We start from the raw sequence: 25,659 nt of genomic DNA on the forward strand, positions 1-25,659 counted from the left end.
CCCAGGCCCGGTCCGGGCCGGGTCCCGGTGCCGCGACGGGTCGGGACGGAGCCTCAACCACAGGNCGGATCCAGCCGGCGGGCCAGGGCCGGGTCCCGCTCCACCACCGCCTGCACGGTCTGTTCGATGCGCTGCCGGACCACCTCGTCGTCGAGCTCACCGCCGAACGCCTCGGCGCGGAACTGGGCCAGGCGTTCCGGCGACAGCGCGTCCGCCTCGAAGGTGTGCCGTTCGGCGACCTCGCGGGCGCCCTTCTCGAAGGCGGCCAGGGCATGATCCACGTCGGCGTCGGTGAAGGCGGTGGTGACCATGTGGGTCCCGCTGTCCTCGAAGTAGGCGCCGTGGTCGAAGGCGGCCCGGTAGACGTCCCACGAGATCTGCTCGGAGGGCATCACGACGTCGAACATCATCGGCGGGCCGGCGACCACGGCCGGGATACCGACCGCGGCGAGGACGTCGCGCATCCCGTCGCGCAGGACCCCGCCCAGCCGTTCGGCGTTGGCATGGGCCTGCGTGCCGTCGATCTCGTCCAGCACCGCCAGGGCGGCGGCCATCGGCGGTACCTCACGGGNGTACGTGCCCGCGACCCCNGCGGNGTCGTAGGCGTCGATCACGTCCCGCCGGCCCACCACCGACGAGATCGAGTGCCCGTTGCCCAGGCCCTTGCTCATGGTGATGAGATCCGCCGGGACGTTCCCGGTCCCGTTCAGCCCCCGCACCCCCCACCGGAAGGCGGTGATCACCTCGTCGATGATGAACAGGACGCCCTTGCTGGCACACAGCCGCGACAGGCCGCGGTAGTACTCCTCGTCGAACCAGGCCGGCTCCGGTGTGACGATCACCGCGGCCACGTCGTCGCCGAACGCGTCCAGCATCCGGGCCAGGGCGTGCCTGCTGTAGCCGAAGCAGCCGATCCGGTTGCCCGCGTCATAGCCGATGCGCAGGTAGGACAGGTGCCAGTCGTGCCAGCCGTGATAGCCGGAGGTGAGGATGACGTCGCGTCCGGACGCGGCCCGCGCCAGGCGGATGGCCGCCGTGGTCGCCTCCGACCCGGTCTTGCTGAACACGGCCTTCTCCCCGGCCGGGTAGCGCTCGCACAGTCGCTCGGCCAGCTCGATGCGGGGCAGCGAGAGGGTGCTCGCGAAGACGGTGCCGTGCTCGGCGATGCAACGGGTGATCGACTCCACCACCCGCGGATGGCGGTTGCCCAGCAGGAGGGCACCGCTGGCGGCCGTGACGTCGAGGATCCGCCGACCTTCGACGTCCTCCATCCAGGAACCTTGGGCCGAGACGAAGACCGAGGGAAACCGGGTGCCGATGTCGTAGTCCTCCGCGGCGGTGCACCGCCGGGCCCGCTGGATCGTCTCCTGGTTGGTCAGCGCAGTCACCCGAGAACCTCCATGTTCGTTGTCAGCGCCGTTTCCAGTTCGGTGAGCACGGTGGCCGCCACCGCGGCGCCGACCGGATCGGCCAAGGTCGTGCTGATGGTGAAAGCACAGGGGGAACCGGTCCCGGCGTTCTGACGCCCACCGTGCGCGACACCCGTGTGGAGGGTGACGGCCGCGGCGATGACGTCCCCGGTGAAGGTGCAGGAGTCCGCCGGTAGCCGGGCCGGGTCCAGGCGCTGCATGCTGTGGAAGCACCCGTCGGGATGCACGCGCACGGTCTGCCGGTCGACCGCCACCGGCACCGCCGGGACCTCGAGCTCGCCGTGCGGGCCGAACAGGTCACCGCTGTGCTGGACCAGCCGTTCCAGGGCCTGCTCGGTGGTCGCCGCGGCTCCCCGGCGGCGCGCGTGCGCCCCCTCCAGGAGATAGCCGGTCCACTGGGCCATCGCCTGGGTGACCACACAGGCCCAGTACAGCTCGGCCGGGCTGAGCCGGTCCGAACCGATGGCGAAGTTGAACTGGTCGTACAGCGCCAGTTCGGTGGTGGGGGTGATCAGTCCGGTGCGCAGGCAGCGCTCGAAGTCGGGGGAGCCGGGGATCGGGTAGAAGGGGTTGGTCCAGAAACGCACCCCGGCGAGCATGAGGTTGACCGAGTCGCGGGCGAGCTCGCTGCACTCCTGGCCGAGCAGGCCGACGATCAGCGAGGCGCCGACGTCCACCCCCTGTTCCCGGAACAGGGCCGCACCGTCGTTGACCTTCTGCAGCGAGGTGAAACCCTTGCGGATGCGGCGCAGGCGGACGGGGTCGGTGGTCTCCAGGCCCAGGAACAGGCTGCGGAACCCGGCCGACACCATGTCGTCCACCAGGGAGCCGTCCAGGTCGACCACGGTCATCCCGTTGGGCAGGTGCAGTTCGACGTCCAGCCCACGGCGGGTGATCTCGCGGCAGATCTCGCGCACCCTGGGCACGTCGAAGGTGAAGTTGTCGTCCTCGACGAAGAACCGGCGGATGCCGTGGTCGGTCACGTAGTGCTCGATCTCGTCGGCGACGTTGTGCGGGCTGCGGGCCCGGAACTTCCTGCCCACGGTGGCGTGCACCGTGCAGAAGGAGCACGAGAAGGGGCAGCCGCGACTGGTGATCAGCGTCGCGGTGGAGTCGTAGCTGCTCATCTCGAGCAGGTTGACCGCCGGCAGGGGCAGGCCGTCCAGATCGGTGAGGAACTCGGTACGCGGCTGCACGTGGACGCCAGGGCCGCCCGGCGGACACCCGCACAGGCCGGTGCCGCAGCGGTAGGCCACGCCGGCCAGCCCGGTCAGGGGCGCTCCGTCCAGCAGGGCCTGCACGATCTCGACCACGTTCGACTCGGCCTCGCCCAGCACCAGCGCGTCGAAGGCGGGCTCGGTCATGGCGTGCTGGAAGGCGACCGTGGGGTGCTGACCGCCGAGCACGACCCGGGCGTGCGGCAGGATCCGCCTGGCGAGCCGACCGAGTTCGTAGGCCGGCTCGTAGTACGGGGTGAACATGCAGGACACGCCGACCAGGTCGTAGCCGCGGCGTAGCTGCTGCTCCAGCCGGTCCCAGCGCGCGCCCCAGTGGACCAGGTGCCCCCAGCGCGGATGTGCGGCGACCTTGGCACGGTCGGCCGCCGTGTAGTCGGCCGGGTCGACCACGTGGTTGTCCTCGGTGTTGGCCAGCGCGTCGAAGATGTCGACCTGCATGCCCGCCGCACGCAGGCGGGACGCCAGGTAGGCCAGGCCGATCGGCATGTGTCGACCGATCTCGATCATGCAGGCCCGGATCGGCGGTTTGATCAGAAGTATCCGAGGGGCCCCCTCGGCGGGCGTCCAGGTCATGGTTACCGATCCTCGGCGGGCGTCGCGGCGTTCTCATGGGCCGCGTAGTACGACAGCAACAGTTCGTGGATGTCCTCGTCGGCGAAGAAGAGCATCTCCGGGGGCGGCACGAACGCCGAGTCGATGCGGTCCAGCATGGTGGTGAAGGCGGAGCGGAAATGCTCCTCGATCATCGGAGGCCAGTCCTCCATGATCTTCCAGTCGTGCTCGTAGGCNGTCCCCATGGTGTGCAGGACGGCGGTCGCCAGGCACTCGTCCCGGGTCATCGCCTGGATCGGTGGCCGGATCGGGGTGAAGACGGACAGGTCCATCCCCACGGCGCCCGGGCCGTCGAGGATCAGGTCCGCCATGTGGGTGGCCAGTAGCGGTGACTGGTGCAGCCCGTCCCGGTAGGTCCCCGTCATGAGCCACAGCCCGGCCAGACCGGTCGAACCGAGCAGCGGGAAACCGTCGAGCGGGATGGGCCGGTTGCCGATCAGGGTGCGCTCGACCCAGCCGGCGTTCAGGTCGGCGCGCAACTGCCGGGTGCCACCGAGGAGCAGGTTGAGCTCGCCGATGGCGGCGGAGGTGCCGGGGTGCCGTTCGACCTCGTTGGTGGCCCCCAGGTAGATCAGGCCGTCGCCGCGCGGGACCACGTGCAGACCGCAGGCGAAGGCCCGGTTGGGCGTGCGGATCACCCCGGTGGGGATCGCCCCGGTGACGGTGCGGACCATCAGGGCGACCCCCCGTCCGGCGACCACCGGCGGGATCAGGGCGCGGACGTCCGGCGGCAGGCAGTCCAGCAGCCCGGTGGTGTGTGCCCCGGCGGCGAGCACCACCTGTCCGGCCGCCACGCTCCGCCCGGAGGCGAACCTGACTCCGGTGGCCCGGCCGGCGGAGACGACCACCTCGGTGACGAGGTCGTCGATCAGCGTGCCGCCGCGGCGCCGGATCGCCGTCTCCAGAGCGGTCAGCAGGGCCGGGCTGTCGACGGCGTGCTCGCCGGGGATGTGCATCGCCCGCAGGGGACGGGAGGTGGGGACCGGATCGAGCCAGTCGAGCGAGGCCGGATCCACCTCCTCGTAGGGCTCNTTGTNCTCCTCCAGCGCGGTCCGGATCGCCTCGTACCCGCCGGTGTCGATGTCGTGGACACCGATCGTGTTCAGGATGACGGTGGTGCCGTGCGCGGTCCGGATCGCGGTCTCGTCGGACTCCTCCNGCAGGGCCTGTTCCCAGTCCGTCCACAGGGCTGTGGCGCGGAAGTCCATCTCCAGCTTGAGCCGGCCGACCTCACTGCGCAGGAGCTGCGGGGTGACCTCCCCGAAGCACCCGTTCATGGCGCCGGCAGCCGCCGACGCGGCCCACGGCCGTGCGGACTCGCCGACCACCGCGACCCTGAGGCTCCGACGGGCGAGCACCAGTCCCAGTGACATGCCGACCGAACCGTTACCGACGACGACGACATCACACGNAGCCGACGGATCGCCCATGACTTCTGCTCCTCTCGCGCAACACTTCTCACCAGTCCGTACCGGTCGGGTCCCGGCGGGGGATCATGTGGGCCGCGGCTATGCTGACCGGTGGCGACCGGGAGCCGGCGTAGGGAGAACAGTGGCGGTCCGTGACGGTGGCGGTTCGGCCCCTGTGGGCTCGCAGGAGCAGGCAGTGGACCGGGNGCGGGAGACCGTGGCCCGCAGCCGCAGGTACGGGGCGGTGGCCCCCGAGACGGTGCGTCGTCTCGCCGAGCGTGCCCTGGTCGCCTCCCGGGGGGACGAGCCGGAGGCGGTGAAGCGCACCAAGCGGTCGCTGCACGAGATCTACGGCGCCTACCTGCCGGAGCGGGCCCCCGGCTACCCGGGGCTGCTGCGCGACATCGGTGCGGCGGTCGGGGGCGGGGATCCGGACGCCGTCGCGGCGGCCGTGTCCCGGGCGATGCGGGTGCACGCCTCCACCCGTGAGCGGCTTCCGTACCTGCGGGAGTTCTACGCCGCGGTGTTCGGCGCCGTTCCCACGCCGGCCGTGGTGCAGGATCTGGCCTGCGGTCTGAACCCGCTGGCCTTCGGATCGATGGGCCTGCCCGCGCAGACCACCTACCTGGCCTCGGACATCGACTCCCAGCAGATGGAGTTCCTGGACCGGGCGCTGGACCTGCTGGAGGTCGAGCACCGGGTCGAGGTGGTCGACCTCGTGTCGGGTGCCGTGCCCGCGCAGCACGCCGACGTGACGCTGGTGCTGAAGACGTTGCCCCTGCTGGAGCGCCAGCGCGCCGGCGCCGGCTGGGAACTCGTCGACGCGCTGAGGTCGCCGTTCGTGGTGGTGAGCTTTCCGACCAGATCGCTGGGGCAGCGTTCGAAGGGCATGTTCCAGACGTACTCGGCCGCCTTCGAGGCGCAGGCGGCCGAGCGGGGCTGGACCTTCGACCAGGCCGAGATCGCCAACGAGCTCATCTACATCGTGCGCAGGTGACCGGCCGGGGATTTCCCGGCCCGCGGCCGGATCGACCCGGCAGGCATCGGCCCGGCAGACACGGCCCCCGGGCGGTCTCCCGGTACTCGGAACAGGTCCACCGACCATGGTCACCGGTCCTCCGGGCGACGCAGCACCATGAGGACGTCCCGCGGACCCGGGCGGGTGGGGGCGCCGCGGCGGGCGGACCACCGGGCGGCGAGCTGCCCGGGGTCGACCGTGCGCAGGAGGCTCGGGTCGAAGGCGGGAAGATCCAGGCGGTAGTCCAGCTCGTGCGTGGCACTCACCTGCACCCAGTCCAGACCGGACCCGAGCGCGGCCTGCACGTAGTCCTCGAAGAACATCCGGTTGACGGTGTCGCTGTCGAACACGTGCCAGACCAGGAGATCGATGAGGTCGGCAGGCAGTGCACTGGCCAGCAACGCCCGCAGCTCGTCCCGGGAGTAGGCGAGATGGGCCCAGGGCGGTAACAGGGTGTCGCGCCAGAAGAGCAGGTCCTGCTCCCGGTAGCGCACGTACTCGAGCTGGTGCCCGTCCACCGCACTCCAGATCGGGCCGAAGTGCGCGTACAGCAGGCCCCCGGGACGCAGGACCCGGTGGACCTCGGCGAGCACGGCGGGNACGTCCACGAACTGGAAGGCGTTGCTGGAGAACACGGCGTCCGCGCCGCCGTCGGGTACCGGCATCTGCTCGGCCGGCACGGGCAGGACACGGTACCGGTCCCGGGCGTCCCCCCGGGCCGGGCGACGGGGGTCGACGGCGACCCAGGAAGCCACGTCGCAGGCCCGTGCGTGGTGGGGGGGAAGAGACCCACCGATCTCGACCACGTCCGCTCCGGCCAGTGGTACCCGGGCGGCGAAGTCGGCGAACACCGCCTCCTCGTCCAGGGCGAGCCCCCCGATGACGCTCATCGGGCTCCCGGTGCGGTGAGCGTCGCGTGCTCCAGGGCCACCGGGCGGCGGCGGAGACGGGACTGGGTCACCGCCTCCGCGATGCGCAGCGCGGCGAGGGCGTCGTCGAGCGTGCAGGGACTGGGACCGCCGGTGCTCACCATGGTCACGAACGCCTCCATCTCGGCCCGGTACGCCGTGGCGAACCGGTCCATGAAGGACGACCAGGGCTGCGCGGCGGGTACCGGCCCGTCGGGTTCGACCGAACGCAGCGGCACCCGGGCGTCGAGGCCCACCGAGATGCTGGCGGAGGTTCCGGCCAGATCCATCCGCACGTCGTAGCCGTGCCCGTTGTAACGGGACGCCTGCAGGGTGGCCAGGGAACAGTCGTCGAGGGTCAGCAGCACCACGGTCTCGTCCACGTCGCCGACGTCACCGAAGTACTCGGCGCCGCGCCGGGCACCTGCGGCGAACGCCTCGACCACCTCGCGTCCGCTCACCCAGCGCAGGGCGTCGAAGTCGTGGATCTGGCAGTCACGATGGATGCCGCCGGACACCGCCACGTAGTCGAACGGCGGCGGCTGAGGATCCGCGGTGACCATGTGCACGCGCCGCAGCTGACCCAGGGCACCGGATCTCAGGGCCTCCCGCCCGTTGCCGAACCCGGTGTCGAACCGGCGCTGGAAGCCCACCTGCACCGGGATCCCCGAAAGCCTGACCTCGGTGGCCACGCGTTCACCGACGCTTAGCTCCCGGAAGACCGGCTTCTCGCAGAAGGTCGGAATGCCCAGGGCGCAACACCGCAGGACGATGTCGGCGTGGGTGTCGGTGGGAGAGGCGATCGCCACCGCGTCCGGGCGGAGGGCGATCAGCGCCTCGAGATCCGCCGCGACCCGGGCCCCGGCCGCGCTCGCCCCGCGGGCGGCCTGCTCCTGGTCGACGTCGGTGATGACCAGTTCGTCCACCCGGGGGTCGTCGGCCAGCGTGCGGGCGTGCACGGCGCCGATTCGGCCGGCCCCGACGAGTCCGATCCGCATGTCAGGCCACTGGCCAGGGACGCGCGGTACCGGCGACGCGGTTCCAGACGTTGATCGCCGCGATCACCCAGACCAGTTCGGCCAGCTCCACCTCGGTGAGGACCACCGAGACCTCGCCCCACATCTCGTCCGTGACCGGCCGGCGGTCCATCTGGGTGATGGCCTCGGTGAGGGTCAGCGCCGCACGTTCCTGTGCCGAGAAGTGCGGCGACTCGCGCCAGACGGGCAGGGCCAGCAGCTGCTTCTGGGTCGCGCCGGCCTCGAGGGCGGCCGGGCTGTGGGCGCCGACGCAGAAGGCGCACCCGTTGATCTGGGAGGCCCGGGTGCGGACCAGTTCCAGGAGCGAGGCCGGCAGGCTGACCTTGTCGGTGGCGGCGTCGAAAGCCTCCATGGCCGACATGATGTGGGGAGCCAGGAGGTCCACACGGAGACGAAAAGAGCTGGAGGTTAGCGTTTTCTCCGCCATCGATGAATTCCTCTCGACCAGGCGTTGAATCGGATCGCGGATTACCGGCGGGCCGGCGGTTCCCGGCGGGGTCTAGACGTGGGGACGCGCGGGAGATCACCGGGTGGAACCTGCCGGGAACCGCTGTGCTGGCATGGGACGCGCTGGCATGGGACGCGCGGGTATCGGACGCGCGGGCGATGGCGCGCTCCGCGGCCGGCACGTTCTCGTCGCGCAGCAGGTCGGCGAGGTAGTCCGTGACGCTGTGATAGGTGCGATCCGCATACCGGTGCCGGTATCCCCCGCCTTCCTGCGGATCGGCGAGCAGCAGATCGTGCAGCGCGGCCGGCGGGTTATGATAGAGGAACTGCAGCACGGCCGTGTCCCGTTCGGCTTCCAGGAGCTGCTCGAACGGCGTCCGGGTGAAATCTCCGATGAACAGTGCGGTGCCGCGGAACTTCTCGTTGAGATTGGTCATCTCGCAGGTGGCTATCACATGCCCGCGCGGGTTGACGCCCAGTTGCAGACTTCCACAGTCGGGGAGCCGGTCCGGCGTGAACCGGCTGTAGTGCCTGGTGAGAGCCGCCATGACTTCCGGGTCGTTGCCCTCGGTGGTCAGGCTGTTGGGGTAGACCGTCTCACCGCCCAGGTCCAGGTCGTCCAGCAGCTGGGCGTCCACGTCGGGCAGGTGGGAGGCCACCCAGCTCAGCTCGTGCACCATGCCGAGGTCGGCGCAGGCCCGGCGGAGGTGGCGCAGCCGCTCGACCGGCACGAACGGCAGGTGAAAGGCGCTCGCACTCGGGAAGATCGCCTGGACCCCGGCCTGCTGGAGACGGCTCACGAGCGTACGGGCGCGTTCGGGGGTGCGGGCCCAGAAGCCGTTCGTGTTGAGGGAGACGTAGTACCCGAGATCCGTGGCGGCGCGGGCGAGCGCACAGGTGTCCTCCGGATGAAGCATGATCTCGCCGCCGCCCAGGTCGAGGAACCTGCGACCGAACCTGGCTGCCGTCCGCAGGATTTCTATCGCGGTGGCCAGGTCGAACCTCTCCCGGCGATGTGGACTCGATTGGACCAGGCAATGTGCGCAGGTCGCGTTGCAGGCATAGGTGTAGATCAGGTACACGCGCTCGTGGTTCCCGTAGGTGTAGCACACCCCGGTATGCGGATAGACCTGTTCCAAAATTCCCCCAAACCCATTGCTTTTACCTGGGCGGATTCGGCCGCGAACGAGCGATCTCGACAAGTGCGGGAACGCCGTCGGGAACTGTCGGTGGAGAGCAGGGTTGTCTCCCGGCAACGATTGCGTCACTGTAGGACAACATGGCGAGATTGGTCAACTGTGGCTCACCGGCTTCATCCGCGACGACGGCGGGNGACGTTGAGGNGGAACTGTGACTGGCGTAGCAACCAGTTCTGCGTTGCCGGGGTCCTGTGGAGGGCATGATTGTCCGGGATCAGGCACGGGTCGTACGCGGAGGTACTGAGGCGCCGATCCGCTTCAGGAAACGACGGGGAACTCCCCGTGTCGGCGCCGCCGGTCGGGCCGCGGGTTGCCCGTGCCATTGTTTGCGCTGGTCAGGTCGGGTCTTCGCGGTCAGGGGTGGGANGGGGNGGGGTTGTGGGGCGGCGGGGTCGGCGCCGGGCGGCGGCGATCCCGGTGTGACCCGCGCGGCGGACGGGGCCGATCATGTCGTGACGGAGCGTGAGTGCGGTGTGGGGCCGGTCGCCGGCCCGGGCTCGGGAAGCCATCTCACGGANCGTCACGTCCCTTACCTGTGAGGCTGCCGTCCCCCGTCGTGCTGTCGTCTTTCTGTCATCCGGCCCCTCCGGGGCGGGCGGCGCTACGGGCGGGAGCGGCCTGTGGGGGCGGTCACACCGGCGGTCATGGGAGACGACCGCCGCGGTCCTGACGCCCGGCCCGGCCTGGTCGTGCGGGCGTCGCGGGTGACCCGCGTCGCGCGGCGGTGTGGTGCTCGAGGTGCACGCCCCGTCCCGGGCAACCCCGGCAGGGCAGGATCCGCAGGGCGCTCCTAGGATGGCCGACGCAGGAACGCGGCGCCGCCGCGTCGGCGGCGGAGTCGGGCCGGAAAGCGGAGTCGGGCCGGAGAAAAGCGGAGTCGGGCCGGAGAGGAGTGCCACCGTGCCGGGCACGCTCTATCTGGTCCCGGTGCCCATCGGGGACCCCGGCGACATCACCGCCCGAGCCGTCGACGTGCTGCGGCAGGTCCCGGTGGTCGCGGCGGAGGACACCCGCAACGCGCGGCGCCTGTTGCAGCCGCTCGGGACGTCGCCCCGGTTGCTCAGCTACCACGACCACAACGAGCAGGAGCGGGGTCCCCAACTGCTGTCGCTGCTGCAGGAGGGCGCGGACGTCGCCGTGATGTCGGACGCGGGCACCCCGCTGGTCAACGACCCCGGCTACCGCCTGGTCGCCGCGGCCATCGAGGCAGGGATCCCGGTCCGCCCGCTGCCGGGGGCCAGCGCGCCGGTCACCGCGCTCGTCGGATCCGGCCTGCCGGTACACCGGTTCCACTTCCTCGGGTTCCTGCCCCGCCGACCGGCCGCCCGCCGGGCGGCCCTGGAGCAGGTGCGCGGTCTCGACGCCTCCCTGGTGCTGTTCGAGGCGCCACACCGGATGACCGAGTGCCTGGCCGACCTGACCGCCGTGCTGGGTGAGCGGCGGGCGGCGCTGGCACGCAACCTGACCAAGCCGGACGAGCAGTTCATCCGGGGGACGCTCGACGAGGTCCGTGCCGTGCTGGCCGGGGAGCAGCCGGTCCGCGGGCAGTTCACGGTGGTCGTGGAGGGGGCGGGGACGCGGGCCGCCGCCGGGGAGACGGAGCTGGCCGACCGCGTCGCCGAGGCGATGCTGCGGCACGGAGCGGGTGCCCGGCTGGCCCGCGAGGTGGTCCGTGAGGTCACCGGCCTGCCGCGCAACCAGGTGTACGCACTGGTCGGGGAGGCCGAGGGCCGGGTCCGGTCCGGTACCTGCCCGCCCGCGGGTGGACCGGCCGACTAGACTGGTTCTGAGATGCCGAGGATGAGTCCGCCCGTCATGCCTGTTGTGCCGGCTCCCGTGCTGGCGACGCCGCACGGGACGGTCGAGCTACCGACGTTCCTGCCGGATGGCACCCGGGCGGCGGTGCGCAGCACGGATCCCCGTGACCTGCGCGAGGTCGGGATCGAGGCGGTGATGTGCAACGCCTTCCATCTTGCCCAGCGGCCCGGTGTCAGGCCGGTGAAGCGGGTCGGCGGGTTGCGTCGCTTCATGGCCTGGGACGGCGTGGTGGTCACCGACTCGGGCGGGTTCCAGGTGCTGTCCCTGCTGCGGCGGCAGGGGCAGCACAGCGCGATCCGCCCCGGCGGGGTGGTCTTCCGCAATCCTGCCGACGGCACGAAGGTCGAGCTCACCCCGCAGCGGGTGATCGAGTGGCAGTTCGGGCTGGGCTCGGGCGTCGTCATCGCGCTCGACGACTGCACGGGTCCGGAGGACTCGCCGGCCGAGGTGGTGGCCTCGGTCGACCGCACGATCCGCTGGTTCCGCGACNCCCGTACCGCCTTCGATCTCCAGTGTCGGCAGCGCCGGCTGGAGAACCCGCCGCTGCTGGTCGGTGTGGTGCAGGGCGGTGCGGATCCCGACCAGCGCAAGCGCTGCGTGGAAGCCCTGGTGGAGGCGGGCGCGCAGGGGTTCGGCTTCGGCGGCTGGCCCCTGGACGGCAACGGCGTGCTCGAACGGGAGATGTTCGCCCTGCTCTCGGCGTCCACGCCGCCCGAGGCCCCGCTCTTCGCGCTCGGGGTGGGCAAACCCGAGCATCTCGTGGCGCTGTGCCAGATCGATCGCCGGTGGGTGTTCGACTGCACCATTCCCACCCGGGACGCACGGCATGGTCGCCTGTACGCCTTCAACAACGCCCCGCTGGCCGCCGACGGGTCGTTCTACCAGAACGTCCACATCCTGGACGAACGCAACCATCGCATCGACGAGCCGATCTGTCCCACCTGCGACTGCCCCACCTGCACCCGGTACGGCCGGTCGTACCTGCACCATCTCTTCCGGGTCAGGGACGGGCAGGCCGACCGGCTGGCCACGCTGCACAACCTGCGCTTCTACACTCGACTTATCGAGCAGCTGCGGGCGGGCGGGCGCGCGCTGGCAGCCGGCCCGGCCGAGATTGGGGACGACGACACGTGACGGTGAACCCGACCCGGGGCGCGGTCGGAGGGACGGACCCCCGACCCGCCGCGGTGGTGCTGTTGAGCGGGGGGCTGGACTCGGCAACCGTGCTCGCCATCGCCAACCAGCAGGGATTCGCCTGCCACGCGTTGAGCTTCCGCTACGGCCAGCGGCACGAGGTCGAACTCGCCGCGGCCCGGCGGGTGGCCTCCGCGCTCGGGGTGGTCCGGCATGTGGTGGTCGACATCGACCTGGGGGTCTTCGGCGGGTCGGCGCTGACCGACCCGACCATCGCCGTCCCGGCGGCCGGAACGGCGGAGGAGATCCCGGTCACCTATGTCCCGGCCCGGAACACGATCTTCCTGTCCTTCGGGCTGGCCCTGGCCGAGACCGCGGGTGCCTGGGACGTGTTCATCGGCGCGAGTTCGGTCGACTACAGCGGCTACCCGGACTGCCGTCCCGAGTACCTGGCCGCCTACCAGGCGATGGCCAACCTGGCGACGAAGGCCACCGTGTCGGGTGAGCGCACCCTGTCGGTCCATGCCCCGCTGATGCACCTGAGCAAGGCGGACACGATTCGCCTTGGTCTCTCGCTCGGGGTTGACTACGGGCTGACGCACAGCTGCTACGACCCGGGGCCGGACGGCCGGCCCTGTGGGCGGTGCGACTCCTGCTCGCTGCGGGAGCGTGGTTTCACCGAGGTGGGAGTCCCTGACCCGGCGGGGGGCTGACATGGTTTATCGGATCAAGGAGATCTTCTACACGCTGCAGGGGGAGGGCGTGCGGTCCGGCCGCCCGGCGGTGTTCTGCCGGTTCGCCCTGTGCAACCTGTGGACCGGGCGGGAACGCGACCGTCACCGGGCGGTGTGCCAGTTCTGCGACACCGACTTCGTGGGTACCGACGGCCCCGACGGCGGCGTGTTCGACACCCCGGACGACCTGGCCGACGCCGTGGCCGCGCGGTGGCCGTCCGATGCCCCCGGGGCACTGCCCTACGTGGTCTGCACCGGCGGTGAGCCGTTGTTGCAGCTCGACACCCCGGCCGTGTCCGCCCTGCACACACGAGGTTTCGAAGTGGCCGTCGAGACCAACGGCACCTGCCCGGCGCCGGCCGGGCTGGACTGGGTGTGCGTGTCCCCCAAGGCGGGGGCGCCGCTGCGGCTGACCACCGGTGACGAGCTGAAACTGGTCTTCCCGCAGCCCGGCGCCGGACCGGAGCTGTTCGCCGGCCTGGAGTTCGGCCATCACCTGCTGCAGCCGATGGACGGGCCGCACCGGGAGGCCAACACCCGGGCGGCGCTCGACTACTGCCTGGCCCACCCACGCTGGAGGCTCAGCATTCAGACCCACAAGATCCTGGGGATCCGCTGATGGAGATCTTCCGCGAGTTCACCTTCGAGGCCGCGCACCGCCTGCCGGAGGTGCCGGAGGGTCACAAGTGCGCCCGGCTGCACGGGCATTCCTTCCGGATCGCGATCCAGGTGGTCGGCCCGGTCGACCCCCGGGCTGGATGGGTGATGGACTTCGCCGACCTCCGGGCGGCGTTCGCTCCGCTGCACGACCAGCTGGACCACCGCTACCTCAACGAGGTGCCGGGCCTGGACAACCCGACCAGCGAGAACCTCGCCCGGTGGATCTGGGACCGGCTGGCCGGCGAGCTCCCGCTGAGCGCGGTCACCGTCCGCGAGACCTGCACGTCGGGGTGCATCTACCGAGGTGACGAGCCGGACCGGACACCGGCGTGACCCCGCCGGGCGCCGACCAGGAGGCCGTGGCGGCGGCCGCCGCCCGGATCGCCCGTTCGGCCAAGTACCGGGGCGTGCACCCCGAGACCATCGCCCATGTCGTGGAGCAGGAGGCGAGCGCCGGGGGAACCGGCCCGGTCGAGCACCGGGCCCGGGTGCGGCTGCACCGGGTCGCCGCCCTGCACCTGCTGAGCGGGCGGACAGCGGTGCTGCGCCGCGAGGTGGCACGGTTGCCGACCGGCGATCCGCAGGCCCTGAAGGCCGGCTGCCGGGCCGTGCTGGCCCGGCACGTCTCCACCGCCGAGCGCCTTGCCGACCTGGACGACTTCTACCCCGCGCTGCTGTCGATCCTGCCCGCCCCGGACACCGTTGTCGACATCGCCTGTGCGTTGAACGTCCTCACCGTCCCCTGGCTGCTGGAGACCTGTGACGCCACGTACACGGGCTACGACCTCAACGCCGACTTCGTCGAGATCGGCAACGCCTTCCTCGCCATGGTGCATCCGCAGGGCTGGGTGGTCCACCACGACGTGGTGGCCCAGGGTCCCCCACCGCGGGCCGATCTGGCACTGCTGCTGAAGACCTACCACTGCCTGGAGGACCGTCGGCGGGGCAGCGGCCTGCGGCTGGTCGAGACCGTCGACGCCCGGCACGTCGCCGTCTCCTTCCCCACCCGGGCGATGAACGGGCGGCCGGCCGTCTTCGCGCCGCCGATGCAGGAGGAGCTGGAGCGGCTGGCCGACCGGCGCGGCTGGTCGGTGGACCGGGTGCGGCTGAGCACCGAGGAGCTGGTCGTCCTCGGCCGGTCGCCGCAGGACATGTCGTCGCCCGAGGCGCTCCCGACCCGGGCGCACCAGGGCTGAGGATCGGCGGGTTATGCTCGTCAGCGGTGCCGGNGTGCGGGNACGGGAGAGGGAGCGTCGGTGATGCGGCAGTGGCCCTGACGAAGCTGGGCAACCCGGAGGCGAAGGCCGACCGGTCCCTGGAGACGTTCCCGATCGACGACACCTCGCAGGAGATCAGGATCGACTGCCGGGAGTTCACCTGCCGGTGCCCGATCACCGGCCAGCCGGACNGGGCGACGATCCGCATCGACTACCGGCCGGGCGGGCGTGGTCTGGAGACCAAGAGCCTCAAGCTCTACCTGGAGACCTTCCGGGAGGAAGGGATCTTCCACGAACACCTGGCCACCCTGATACGTGACGATCTGGTGGCCGCGCTCGCTCCGGTGCAGCTCACCGTCACCGTGAACTTCAACGCCCGGGGCGGCATCGCGCTGGCGGCCTCCAGCACCTACCGTCGCGAGGCCTGACCCCGCCCCTGCCGGACGGTCCTGGACCTCGGCCGAGCTCACCAGCGCCCCTACGACGGCACGCACCGTGTTCGTCGGACGGCGCTCCTGCCCGGAGTGCCTCCCGCGCGGAGCGCGGTCACCCTGGTCGACGGCTGCCGCGTTTTCGCCTCCGGACTCAGGGTCACTGCCCGGGGGTGCGGACCGCCGTCGGCATCGCGGCGTGGGAGACGCCACGATCGCCAGCGGCTTCTCCTTCTGAGCCACATGGCCGGAACGGCGCCCGGATGAACATCTTCCCCTCGTCGCTGACACCCCCACACGTCAGCTGATAAACCAGTCTTCCGTCAGAATCCGTGCCGACCCATACGGCCAGAGAAAAGTGGCATGTCAGCGGCTTCGCCACACCTGTCAGGGAAAAAGCCAGCCCGTCGGAGTTGGCTCAGAACTGCCTTTCGTCGGGCCGACGCCGGGCCGAAGGCAATCCCCGCCGCCTTCTTCCAAAGGAGCCGCTGTGCCATGAGCGTTTTCCATCCTCGGTTCTCCTAAATTCCTTCGTGCGTCAGGACGAGGATGGCTTGGGAAATTGTGCCGACGCGGCGGGGGCAGCCGCGGTACCGGTCGAGGACATGCCAGTTCTTGAGGACGGCGAATCCTCGTTCGCCGACAGCGCGGGTGGCCGAGAGGCTGCGGTTCTTCTCCTTGTCGGCGTCGGGTAGTTCGGCGTTCTGGGGTTTCTTGCGGGGGGTGAGGAGTTGTTCGCTCTCGCCGCCGACGTAGCCCTTGTCGGCGTAAAGGTAGATCGTCTCCGCCTGGTTGATCAGGTGGAGGATGTTGTGGGACCTCGCGGCGGTGATGTCGTGGGTGGATCCGGGCAGTCCGTCGGAGATCCAGATCATCCGGCCGTAGGGGTCCATCAGGCCCTGGAGGTTGACGCCGTGGTGTTTGTGTTTGCCGGAGTAGTAGAGCCTGTTGTGGGCGCGGATCCGGTTGATGCGGATGACGGTGCCGTCGAGGATGAGGAAGTTGCTCCGGCACCAGGCGAAGGCCCAGACGGCGGCGAGCAGGGTCCGGCCACGGCCGGCGAGCAGCGCGACGGCCTCGTGGACGTAGCGGCACACAGTGGCCACCCCGACCTGGAATCCCTCGACGAGGCGGGNGTAGGNGTCTCCGTTGCGCAGGTGGGCCAAGGCAAGAAGTGCCTGGTCACGGGCCGGGACCTTGCGCCAGTTCCCGTGGCGTTCGCGGTCGTCGGCGAGCAGCGCCGTCAGAAGGTGTTTGAGATCGTCGTTTAGATGATTCTCTGTAGCGGTCGGGGTCCGGGCCGCTGGGCGGGGGTGCGCCGGTCGATGCGGCGGACCATGGTGGCGATCATGGCCCAGCGGATGAGGGATTCGGCGTGGTCGGGGCGGCGTTCGTAGTCGCGGGCGTGCCGGCGGTAGCCGGTGATCCACGACCACGTTCGTTCGACGACCCAGCGACGTGGCAGGACGGAGAAGCCCTTCTGCCCGGCGGGTTTGCGCACCACCTGCAGGGNGAGGGTCAGGATCCGGGCGGCCCAGTCCATGAAGACNCCCGCGAACCCGGCGTCGGCGAATACGAGCCGTAGCCGCCGGCCGGCGAAGAAACTGTCGAGGAGGAGCTGCCGGCCACTGGCGGTGTCATGGGTGCTGGCCGGGACCACGAGCACGGCCAGCAGCAGTCCCATCGTGTCCACAGCGATGAACCGCTTACGACCGTTGACCTTCTTGCCGGCGTCGTAGCCGCGGGAGGAGGCGGGCACGGTGTCGGCGCCCTTCACCGACTGGGAATCGATGATCCCCGCCGACGGTTCGACATCGCGTCCTTCCGCCCGGCGGGCCTGCTCCCGCAGCACGTCGTGAACACGTTCGGTGACACCCAGATCGTGCCAGAGGGCGAAGTAGTAGTACACGGTCTGCCACGGCGGATAGTCCGACGGCAACGCCCGCCACGCACACCCCGAGCGCACCACATACAGGATCGCGTCCACCAGATCACGCCGATCATGCTTCTCCGGCCGGCACACCGCCGCCGGCGGCGGGAGCAACGGCCCGACCAGAGCCCACTGCGAGTCCGACAGATCCGACGGATACCGATGACGGTGAGCATGCGCCATCCGTCCACCGTCAGCCCCCAGCCACCCCCACCCGGCCATGATCCGACGAGTGCACCCCCATCGCGCACCCCGGAAGATCACACACCGTCACCAGCGGGCATTCTCAAACACCTTCTCAGCTTGTCGTTTAACCTTCGGGTGTCACTCTGTGTGATAGTCGCTGGTGGTTTGGGGTGGGCCGGCGTGTCGCCGTGACGTGAAGCGGCCTCCTGTTGATCCTGGTTTCTCACCAAAGACACCGTGATCAGACAGAAGGCCGTGGAGGACAGCTTGGCCCACGATGTCCCCATCGTCGAGCACCTTGGGGTGCTGTGTCGGTTCCGCCAGGAGTTCTATGGCTGTCTGACCCGGCGGGCGGATGCCCTGTTCGAGCTCACCGACGCCGTGCTGTGCGCGGACGGCCCGGTCCGTGACCTGGTCGGCCTGTCGCCGGCAGCGGAGCACCGCCGAGGGCACGGCGCGTTGTACGGCGCGATCAACCACGGCCGGGTCGAGATCAGCCGGCTGCGCCGCGCGCTGGCCGGGCTGCCGCTGCCGCGGGCCGCCGACGGCCGGATCGTGCTGGGTGTGGACGTCAGCCCGTGGCTGCGCCCGGCGAGGTTCCCAACTCCTCACACCAGGTGAGGCCACATGTGAGTCCGCGGGCAGCGCCGGGCGTCCGCGCCCGGCGAGGTTCCCAACTACTCCGGCACCGAGACCGCCGCGAACATCACAGGCAGCGCCGGGCGTCCGCGCCCGGCGAGGTTCCCAACCCCGTGGTGGCGGCATCTGCCGCGATCGCGGCGGCGGGCCGTCAGGGGCCCATTTCCCACCGAGGACGATGCGCAGAAGGCGCTGACGGCCTCGTTAGCGGAGCTTCACGGCGGCGACTGGCTGGAAGAGGCCTGACTCGAACCCACGACCGACGGATTATGAGATCATCGGCAGCCTGTTCGCCGGTCTCCATGGACGTCCGCCGGTCCTGATCACAGGTACACCCGGTCGCCCCGCCGCTTCTTGATGATCGACGCCACAATATGGACAATACACCCTTTGAAGCCATAATCGCACCGATCTGGCCACGCAACGGTGCAGGTCGACCGGCGTACACCAGATCGTCGATCATAGCCAAAGAGGATAAGTTATTCGCCAGCTAGGAAACTCAGGCTAGTCCAGAACATCCGCCGCGGCTACGACGAACTCGACGTCGAGGCCGATTCTCACCCGATACTGTCGCCCGTTCTCACCGAGCTCGCCCGCGCCATCTGACCGCCCGGCCGGCCAGAGCCTCGTATGCCCTACCCCTCACAACGCAACAGCCCCATGCCGAGGCCATGCCAGGGTGACGCGCTCGATGTCAATGTGGATGCCTGCGCCTGCGACGATGTCTCTGCCGAGGGCCGCGACGATGCCGTCTGCGATGGCACCAGCCCGGACCGTCGGTGCGCATGAATCGTATGCCCCGCCCCGTCCCACCAGCCGCGTCCGATGAACTTGGGCGCAGCTGCCCGTCATCCTCGGCCGCGGTAGCCCCCGGGACAGGCTGCCCGGATGGTGTCCAGTGAGGGGATCGGTGTTCAAACGGTGCGGCTGCCGCGATCCCCAGACAGGCAAGGATTACGGCGCCCGGTGTCCGAAACTGCCCCGGTCGGACCACGGTTCCTGGTTGTACATACACGACGTCCCACCCGGTCCCAATGGGCGGCGGCGGCGCACCACCGGCGGACCGTTCGAGACCGAGACGGAGGCCGAGGTCGCGTTGACCGGTTCCCTGGCCGAACTCCATGGCGGTGGGCGGCCCGACGACACCGGGCTCACCGTCGCCCGCTACCTCGACGACTGGCTCGATGGAAAGGCGAGTCTCGCCGCGTCCACCCGCCGCTCGTATGAGGAGCACGTCCGCCTCTATCTCAAACCCGGCCTGGGACACCTCAGACTCGCTGACCTGCGCGACCACCACATCGAACAGCTCTACGCCGCCATGCGGCTCATCGGCCGGGATCTGCACGGCAGGAAACGCTCACCCCTGCTCGTCCGCCTCCTCGAAGTCCGCAAAGACGACCCCAACCACCGCCGGCCCCTCAGCGCCTCCCGGCTACGCCGGGTGCACGCCACCACCATGAGCGCGCTCAACAGCGCCGTGAAACGTAAGAAACTTGGCGTCAATCCGGCCGAACACGTCGAACTACCCAAGGCCCGCAAGCCCCGACCGCTCGTCTGGACCGCACCGCGGATCGCCGCCTGGGAACGCACCGGTAAACGGCCCTCCCCCGTCATGGTCTGGACCCCGCAGCAGGCCGGTGCCTTCCTCGACTTCACCGTCGCCGACCGCCTTTACCCACTGTGGCATCTCATCGCCCACCGCGCCCTACGTCGCGGTGAAGCCGTCGCCCTCGGCTGGACCGAAATCGACATCGACGACGACAGTATCTACATCCTCGACAACCTCCCCGGATCCGTTTCCGGCGCCGACGACAACCTCGACCTGGACGGCGACGAATACACCGAACCCAAAAGCGACGCCGGCTACCGTACTGTCAGCCTGGACCCGGCTACAAAAAACGTCCTCACCACCTGGCAGGCGCGCCAAGACGAGGAACGCGCCGCTTACGGTAAGGCCTGGGTCGACAGCGGACGGATGTTCACTCATCCCGATGGCAGCAGGCTCACCCCCAACGGCGTCTCGCAACGCTTCGAACGGCTCATCACCCGATTCGCCACCATCCGCCATGAGCACGCCGAACACAGCTGGACCGTCGACCAGCTCGCCGCCCGGCATTTCATGCCCGAAGACGCCATTCAGACCGCGCTCGCCTTCGGCCCCCTGCCCCCGATCCGACTGCACGACCTGAGGCACACCGCCGCCAGCCTCACCTACCGGGCCACCAAGGACCTCAAGGTCGTCTCCGAACTCCTCGGACACTCCTCCGTCCACTTCACCGGCGACGTCTACACCTCGGTCTTCGCCGACGCGGATCGCGCCGCGGCCAAAGCCGCCGCCGACATCGTCCCCCGCCGACACCCACCCGGCCAGGTGGAACCCGACAGCTTGGACGACCCCACACCACCCCCCGCCAACGGACCTGGCCTCGACCTGTAGGACACCCCGGGTCAGGTTCGCAGCAAACTCCGGTCACACCGACCGCATCGGCTCTTGATCCACCAGCAGCGCGGGAGACCACACCAACCGCGCACGGTCAAGATCGGTCAAACAGCCGGTAGACCAGGCCATCCCCACGACCGCGGCGGGGCCGCCGAGGGCCACCAAGAGCTCGTCCGCATCGACCGGCACCGAGGCACCCTCACCAGCCACGGCCACTCTCCGCAACCAGCGGAGGAGGCTCGGAAAATGGTTGCGGTCGCAACGTCACCAGCACGTCACCACCAGGGCCCGTTGTTGATCTCCACGGCCACCTGGCCGCTGCAAAAGGCCAGGTCAGGAGGGGTGGGGCGGGTGGGGCTCGAACCCACGACCGACGGATTAGCAATCCCATTGATTCGTTATCCGTCGCTACTCGCGAAAACATGCTGATACCTGCGGATTATGCTTGCAGGCAAGCATCGTCATTTGCCGCCATTCACCCTTATTGATCACTCAAAGTACGGGGTAAGTACGGGACGATCAGGCTAGTATGAGGGCGTTCGTTCCACTCCCGAAGGATGCGGCGGTGTGGCATGGCTCGTCCCAGTCTAGATCTCGGTGTCGGCGGAAAGATCTTCTACAGCGCCACGGCGAAGGGCTCCCGGGCACGCTGCTTCTACCGCGACCATGACGGGGTACGCCGCGAAGTCGAACGCGGCGGCACCTCCAAGGCGGCGGCCACACGGGCACTGAAACTCGCGCTGCGTGACCGGCTGCGGGTCGCGGTCGGCGACGGCGACATCACACCGGAGACGACTATGAAGGTCCTCGGTGAGGCGTGGTTTGCCGAACAGCAGAAGAAAGACCGCTCTCCCAACACCCTCGCGGCCTACCGCACCACCCTCGACCGGCACGTCTACCCCGCACTCGGCGGAGTGAAGGCCCGACAGGTCACGGTCGGAACCGCGGACCGGTTTTTCAGCGCGGTCACGACCAAAAGCGGCCCAGGTGCGGCGCGGATCGCGCGAACAGTGCTGTCCGGCATGTGCGCGATGGCCGCCCGGCTCGACGCAATGGACCGCAACGTGGTCCGCGACGCCGGGCAGATCACCCGACCGGAACCGAAGCCGGTATCCAAGGCGCTCGGCGCAGCCCAACTGCGGCAGTTGCGGGCGCTGCTCACCTACGACGAACGGGCGCGGCGCCGCGACATCCCCGATCTTGTGGACATGCTCATCGCCACCGGCGCGCGCATCGGGGAGGTATGCGGGATCGTCTGGGACGCGGTCGACCTGGACGCGGGCACCGTGGAAATCCGGTCCACCGTGGTGCGGATTACCGGCCAGGGTCTGATCAACAAGCCTCGTCCGAAGTCGAAGGCGGGCCACCGGCTGTTGCTACTCCCGGCCTGGGCCGTGGCCATGCTGCGCACCCGCCACCACGGACAGAACAGTGACGAGGTGGTGTTCCCCGCGCAGATGGGCGGCCTACGCGACCCGAGTAACACTCAGGCCGACATCCGCGACGCCGTGAACGATGCCGGCTTCCCCGGCCTGACGTCCCACCTGTTCGGCCGCAGGTCCGTTGCCACCCTCCTCGATGGGGATGGGCATACCCCCCGCCAGATCGCCGATGTCCTCGGCCACGCCAACCCGTCCATCACCCTGTCCACCTACATGGGCCGGAAGGTCTCGAACCCCGGCGCGGCGGAAACCCTCGCGGTCCTGGCCATATGACCCCAACCGCTAATCTGGAGCCCTTCGGTCTCCGCGGGCCGTCCACCGTCCCGACCGCGTACACCCGCCCGATCCATGCCGTGAAGATGCCAGAGCCCTTTGTGAGGGAATCTTATGTGTTCACAACCTAAAGCGAATTAGCGATGATGTAGGTACACAACAAAGCGGCCCGGAACGGTGCGCCAACACCGCAACCCGGGCCTGAGCCCCGAACCCCTGCGACCACAGGAGTACGTGACCTATGGCCATCATGCCACCACCACATGACGGGTGGACACCCACCATCAACCCGATGATCACAATCGTTCCGTCGTACCGTCCGATTGCGGTCGACGTCCACACGTGGGACGGGCACGACGGGATGAAGCTCGAAGCTGTGCTGATGTTGCCGGGCCTCGACCTGCGTCTGATCGACGGTGTGAGCGATGTGAACGCGGCTGCCTACTGGCTGCAAGTGGCTCAAGCCGTGCTACTGGCGGCGGGACGCNTGCTCCGGCGTGCCCAGACCCCGATACCGGACGATGAGCTAGCTGCCCAGACTCACGCGTTGGGTCCGCTGGTGCGTCTACTCGGCCTGTTCCAAACCCCCCGGATGTCACCGGATGACTACGCCCATCTCTACACGCTGCTACGCACGGTAGACGACGCGATGACCGCTCGCCGTGCCGCGCTGCCCACCGAGAACGCCCCGACCGACAATGGAGCGGGGCAGACCTGGGCGACGATCGCCTGTGCGGCGCTCGACGCTGCGATGCGGGCGTACGGGACGACGGAGGATGTATCCGGCGACGAAACCCCGCCCGACCGCGGCCCACGCCGCGACGTGATGCACCTACTGTGGTCTCTGACACACATGGCTAAGGACACAGACACGACCCTCGACGAACTTGACACCATGAATCGTCTACTTCAGACCGTTCAACAAACGGTAATCCTCGGTCAGCAGCCCTAGGCCGCGTCTGTCCTGGGTAGCTGCCACACCCGGCGGCTACCCAGGACCCGGGTCCGTAGTCCTGGCCCCCGGTGAGCTGCGCTGGCTCTCGTCACTCGACCGGTTTCAGTGACCATCCTTGACGCCTGACCCGGGTTGCTCCGTGGGCAAGCCTGCTCGTCCTGCGGGTGCGCTCTGCGCACTCGTGGGGCGAGTGGGCGCGGCAGCACTGCTTCTAACCCACACCCCTCGACCGGTGACATTCCCTGATCTCCTCGACGCTCCGAACGGGTGGCCGNGCCGACGCGCCCGGGTGGGGTGCCGACCGAAGGGAGGCGGGGCCCCGCCCGGCGCGCGGCGGGTCCGGACGGGTCCTGTTCGGCGCGGCGCGTGCGGCACATGTGACACGAACCACCCGGCGCCCCGAAGGGGCGCCCTTGAGGAAGTACAGAACATTAGCGACGATCAAACATCGTTGCTGTTTATGCAGGTTATCCGGTTAGACGAGGTCGATGGGCCTGTTGCGGCTGATCCGCCAGGTGTGGGCCTCGTCGGCCAATGATCGAATCGCGGGATAGTCGCGGTCAGTCACGGCGAGGACGACGTTGACCCGGCTTGCGATGTGAGCGGTCTGGAACGGGCCAGCGAGACGCAAACTTTCGCGGGCAAGTGCGGCCACCCTGTCAAGATCCGGTGACTTGCTCCGTGCAACGGCTACTGCCTCATCCGCGCGGAACACGGACGTCCGTGAGCTACTGCCCTGCTCGATGGCGGGTCGGACGTCGGCCGTTACCTCCATGAAGCGGCCTATCTCGCCAAGGCGGGAATACACTCGGCCGACGTCGAGAGAGAAGATCGGCAATCCGATGCTGGTAAGGCTGTCAACGACGGTACGATGATCCTCTCGCGGGCCGCGCTCGTCTGGAGTCAGCCTGCTAACGATGCTTTCGGCCTCGCTGACGGCCGCGTCAACTCCTCGGATGTCGCCATGGGCGGCGCGGGCCCCGGCAAGGCTGCCCACCAGCAAGATAGCCCGTTGTGGTCCGCTGGGTGCGTGGCGCAGGCCGTCGAGCGCGTACTGTTCGGCTCCGGCGGGGTTGCCGGCGTAGTCCTCGATGGTGGCCTGCATGAAGCGCGTCCAGGCGATCAACTGATTGTCTTCGAGGAGTTCGCCTCTGCGGTGGGCTTCCCGCAAGGACAGCCGGGCGTCGGTGGTGTGTCCGGCGTTGTTCTCCAGCCATCCGCGGATGCCGGTGGCGACACCGGATACGCGCCAGACCCGGGCCTGGTCGGCGGGCCGTAGCGGGTATTGGGCGGTGATGGCGTCGGTGAGCTGCTGCAACGCGATGGCCCGGCGCAATGTCTCGGCGGGGGGATGGTGCAGGTAGTCGGCCACCACGGCCTGTAGGGCCCCTTCGGCCGCGGATGCCGCGCCGCTGCCGGCGGTGGCGCGTTCCAGGATGGCCAACCTGTCGGCGGGCGCGATCATCGCTGCGGCTGTGCCGGTGGCGGTGAGTCCTATGGCTGCGGCGGTGAGGCTGAGTAGGTCTCTGCGGTTCGCGGTCTCCACCCCCTCGGTCTGCGGCGTGGGCTGGTGTTGTGAGGGTATCCCGGCTAGCGGTGGTGTAACAGACCCCGCATGATCGTCTTTGTGTTCGTGGGGGTAGGGGTAGCGGAATCCGAGTTCGGGTTCGCTGGCCTGGAAAAAGTGGCAGTAAGCCGCCTGGTAGGACGTGCCGGGGAAGTTGACGCCCCGCTCGTGCTTGCTGATCATCTCGGGGCCGGCGGCCGGTGGGGTGAACCCCGCTTCCTTGGCCACGACAGGGTCAATGTTGGCGATCTTGTCGGCGAGGGCGGCCCGGCTCAGTCCGAGTTGTTCGCGGTGGCGGCGTAGCTGGCCGGGGTTCCATCCCGGGTGTGTGCTGGGCTGAGGGGGCATGACGTCTCGCTTCCCTGGTTACCGGATTTCCCGGGAGAAAGCGTAGCCGGATGCTTACTGCTATCCGGTGATGTCGGTGGGCCTTGTCTGGCGTGTTTCCTGGTGGACCACATGTTTTCTGATCGTTTGCCGGATGAATACCTGATCGTTTGCCGTTCGGCTGCCGGTTCGGGCGCGGGAACGGTCGTCTAGGTGAGCACGGCTGTCCGGCATCGATAACCGTCTGTTTGCTCTCGATGCCTCCGGCTTGACGCGGTGGACTTCTCGGCGGCGGTTCCTGCCGGGTTGGCCTTCGTGTCCTCGGCGGGCGCCGTGAACGGTTCCGGGCGGGCTGTTCCACGCAGGTGGGGCCTGCCCGGGGCCACCTTGTGATCACGAGACGAGGGGGGTCCTGGCCGTGGGCCGGTGGGAGGACGAGCATTTTGCCCGGTTGGAGTGTGAGGTGCCGGTGCGGGGCCGGGATCGTCTGGCCTGGTGGCGGACGGCGCGGGCCGGCCTGGGGGCGGTGGAGGTGGCCGCGGTGCCGGTCGGCGTGCTCGGGCTGCTGGATGCCCCGGGGGTAGCGGTGCGGCACGGCCGGATCCCGG

The 25,659-nt window shown here is 69.4% G+C and carries 20 protein-coding genes and 3 pseudogenes; 12 read left to right on the forward strand and 11 right to left on the reverse strand.

What is annotated here, in order from left to right; all coding sequences use genetic code 11:
- Positions 1–53 precede the first annotated feature (53 nt).
- The 3 genes from CED_RS07550 to CED_RS07560 are packed head-to-tail and all read right to left on the reverse strand — an operon-like array spanning position 54 to position 4,710.
- Positions 54–1,388, reverse strand: a complete 1,335-nt coding sequence (locus CED_RS07550; protein WP_035909482.1) for an aminotransferase class III-fold pyridoxal phosphate-dependent enzyme — start codon at positions 1,386–1,388, stop codon at positions 54–56.
- The gene (locus CED_RS07555) at positions 1,385–3,241 is read right to left on the reverse strand and encodes a radical SAM protein (RefSeq protein WP_011437751.1); all 1,857 of its coding nucleotides are present in this window, start codon (positions 3,239–3,241) and stop codon (positions 1,385–1,387) included. The genes CED_RS07550 and CED_RS07555 overlap by 4 nt, the downstream gene beginning before the upstream one ends.
- Positions 3,242–3,243: 2 nt before the next feature.
- Complete coding sequence (locus CED_RS07560; protein WP_035909484.1) at positions 3,244–4,710, reverse strand: FAD-binding oxidoreductase; 1,467 nt, start codon at positions 4,708–4,710, stop codon at positions 3,244–3,246.
- A gap of 175 nt (positions 4,711–4,885) precedes the next feature.
- Here CED_RS07560 and CED_RS07565 point away from each other — a divergent pair, with 175 nt between their 5' ends.
- Positions 4,886–5,686, forward strand: coding sequence for an Rmt family 16S rRNA (guanine(1405)-N(7))-methyltransferase (locus CED_RS07565; RefSeq protein WP_235186948.1), 801 nt, complete (start codon positions 4,886–4,888; stop codon positions 5,684–5,686).
- 110 nt (positions 5,687–5,796) lie between these two features.
- Here CED_RS07565 and CED_RS24640 read toward each other — a convergent pair whose 3' ends face one another.
- From CED_RS24640 to CED_RS26090, 4 genes and pseudogenes are all read right to left on the reverse strand, one after another.
- The gene (locus tag CED_RS24640; RefSeq protein WP_011437754.1) at positions 5,797–6,597 is read right to left on the reverse strand and encodes a class I SAM-dependent methyltransferase; all 801 of its coding nucleotides are present in this window, start codon (positions 6,595–6,597) and stop codon (positions 5,797–5,799) included.
- Entirely contained in the window at positions 6,594–7,613 is a 1,020-nt protein-coding gene (locus tag CED_RS07575; protein WP_011437755.1) for a Gfo/Idh/MocA family oxidoreductase, read from the reverse strand. The genes CED_RS24640 and CED_RS07575 overlap by 4 nt, the downstream gene beginning before the upstream one ends.
- 1 nt (position 7,614) lies before the next feature.
- Positions 7,615–8,079 carry a carboxymuconolactone decarboxylase family protein gene (locus tag CED_RS07580; protein WP_011437757.1) on the reverse strand — a complete coding sequence of 155 codons (465 nt, stop codon included), beginning with the start codon at positions 8,077–8,079 and terminating at the stop codon, positions 7,615–7,617.
- Between the two features lie 805 nt (positions 8,080–8,884).
- Positions 8,885–9,367, reverse strand: a pseudogene (locus CED_RS26090) (radical SAM protein); the annotation flags it as partial.
- An 831-nt stretch (positions 9,368–10,198) separates the two neighbouring features.
- Here CED_RS26090 and rsmI point away from each other — a divergent pair.
- From rsmI to queF, 7 genes are all read left to right on the forward strand, one after another.
- Positions 10,199–11,077 carry a 16S rRNA (cytidine(1402)-2'-O)-methyltransferase gene (gene rsmI / locus CED_RS07585; protein ID WP_023842148.1) on the forward strand — a complete coding sequence of 293 codons (879 nt, stop codon included), beginning with the start codon at positions 10,199–10,201 and terminating at the stop codon, positions 11,075–11,077.
- A gap of 36 nt (positions 11,078–11,113) precedes the next feature.
- Complete coding sequence (locus CED_RS07590; protein WP_063613414.1) at positions 11,114–12,250, forward strand: tRNA guanosine(34) transglycosylase Tgt; 1,137 nt, start codon at positions 11,114–11,116, stop codon at positions 12,248–12,250.
- A gap of 2 nt (positions 12,251–12,252) precedes the next feature.
- Positions 12,253–12,963, forward strand: a complete 711-nt coding sequence (gene queC, locus CED_RS07595) for a 7-cyano-7-deazaguanine synthase QueC (protein WP_011437760.1) — start codon at positions 12,253–12,255, stop codon at positions 12,961–12,963.
- A gap of 1 nt (position 12,964) precedes the next feature.
- Positions 12,965–13,603 carry a 7-carboxy-7-deazaguanine synthase gene (gene queE, locus CED_RS07600; protein ID WP_011437761.1) on the forward strand — a complete coding sequence of 213 codons (639 nt, stop codon included), beginning with the start codon at positions 12,965–12,967 and terminating at the stop codon, positions 13,601–13,603.
- A complete protein-coding gene (queD, locus tag CED_RS07605; RefSeq protein ID WP_011437762.1) occupies positions 13,603–13,977 on the forward strand; it encodes a 6-carboxytetrahydropterin synthase QueD in 375 nt (124 codons plus the stop codon). Before queE ends, queD begins: the two co-directional genes overlap by 1 nt.
- Entirely contained in the window at positions 13,974–14,840 is an 867-nt protein-coding gene (locus CED_RS21430) for a 16S rRNA methyltransferase (protein WP_011437763.1), read from the forward strand. The genes queD and CED_RS21430 overlap by 4 nt, the downstream gene beginning before the upstream one ends.
- A gap of 77 nt (positions 14,841–14,917) precedes the next feature.
- Positions 14,918–15,289 (forward strand): preQ(1) synthase, encoded by a 372-nt coding sequence (gene queF / locus CED_RS07615; RefSeq protein ID WP_051868720.1) that lies wholly within the window; start codon positions 14,918–14,920, stop codon positions 15,287–15,289.
- 524 nt (positions 15,290–15,813) lie between these two features.
- Here the strand turns inward: queF and CED_RS07620 are convergent.
- Positions 15,814–16,662, reverse strand: coding sequence for a transposase family protein (locus CED_RS07620; RefSeq protein ID WP_255361096.1), 849 nt, complete (start codon positions 16,660–16,662; stop codon positions 15,814–15,816).
- Positions 16,560–17,405, reverse strand: a complete 846-nt coding sequence (locus tag CED_RS07625) for an IS5 family transposase (RefSeq protein ID WP_035909581.1) — start codon at positions 17,403–17,405, stop codon at positions 16,560–16,562. The genes CED_RS07620 and CED_RS07625 overlap by 103 nt, the downstream gene beginning before the upstream one ends.
- 270 nt (positions 17,406–17,675) lie before the next feature.
- Here CED_RS07625 and CED_RS07630 point away from each other — a divergent pair.
- Together CED_RS07630 and xerC are read left to right on the forward strand one after the other, a co-directional pair.
- A pseudogene (locus CED_RS07630) lies at positions 17,676–17,999 on the forward strand (transposase); the annotation flags it as partial.
- Between the two features lie 1,051 nt (positions 18,000–19,050).
- Positions 19,051–20,484 carry a tyrosine recombinase XerC gene (gene xerC, locus CED_RS07635; RefSeq protein WP_235186949.1) on the forward strand — a complete coding sequence of 478 codons (1,434 nt, stop codon included), beginning with the start codon at positions 19,051–19,053 and terminating at the stop codon, positions 20,482–20,484.
- A gap of 33 nt (positions 20,485–20,517) precedes the next feature.
- Here the strand turns inward: xerC and CED_RS24230 are convergent, their stop codons facing one another.
- Positions 20,518–20,676 carry a hypothetical protein gene (locus CED_RS24230; protein ID WP_160172373.1) on the reverse strand — a complete coding sequence of 53 codons (159 nt, stop codon included), beginning with the start codon at positions 20,674–20,676 and terminating at the stop codon, positions 20,518–20,520.
- A 383-nt stretch (positions 20,677–21,059) separates the two neighbouring features.
- Between CED_RS24230 and CED_RS07645 the strand changes: the two genes are divergently transcribed.
- Positions 21,060–22,202, forward strand: coding sequence for a site-specific integrase (locus CED_RS07645; RefSeq protein WP_011437769.1), 1,143 nt, complete (start codon positions 21,060–21,062; stop codon positions 22,200–22,202).
- A gap of 1,430 nt (positions 22,203–23,632) precedes the next feature.
- Here the strand turns inward: CED_RS07645 and CED_RS07655 are convergent.
- Positions 23,633–25,072, reverse strand: a complete 1,440-nt coding sequence (locus CED_RS07655; protein WP_011437771.1) for a helix-turn-helix transcriptional regulator — start codon at positions 25,070–25,072, stop codon at positions 23,633–23,635.
- Positions 25,073–25,469: 397 nt separating this feature from the next.
- Here CED_RS07655 and CED_RS24235 point away from each other — a divergent pair.
- Positions 25,470–25,659 (forward strand): annotated as a pseudogene (locus CED_RS24235) (DUF397 domain-containing protein); the annotation flags it as partial.

It is taken from the genome of Frankia sp. CeD (assembly GCF_000732115.1).
GTDB lineage: Bacteria > Actinomycetota > Actinomycetes > Frankiales > Frankiaceae > Frankia > Frankia casuarinae.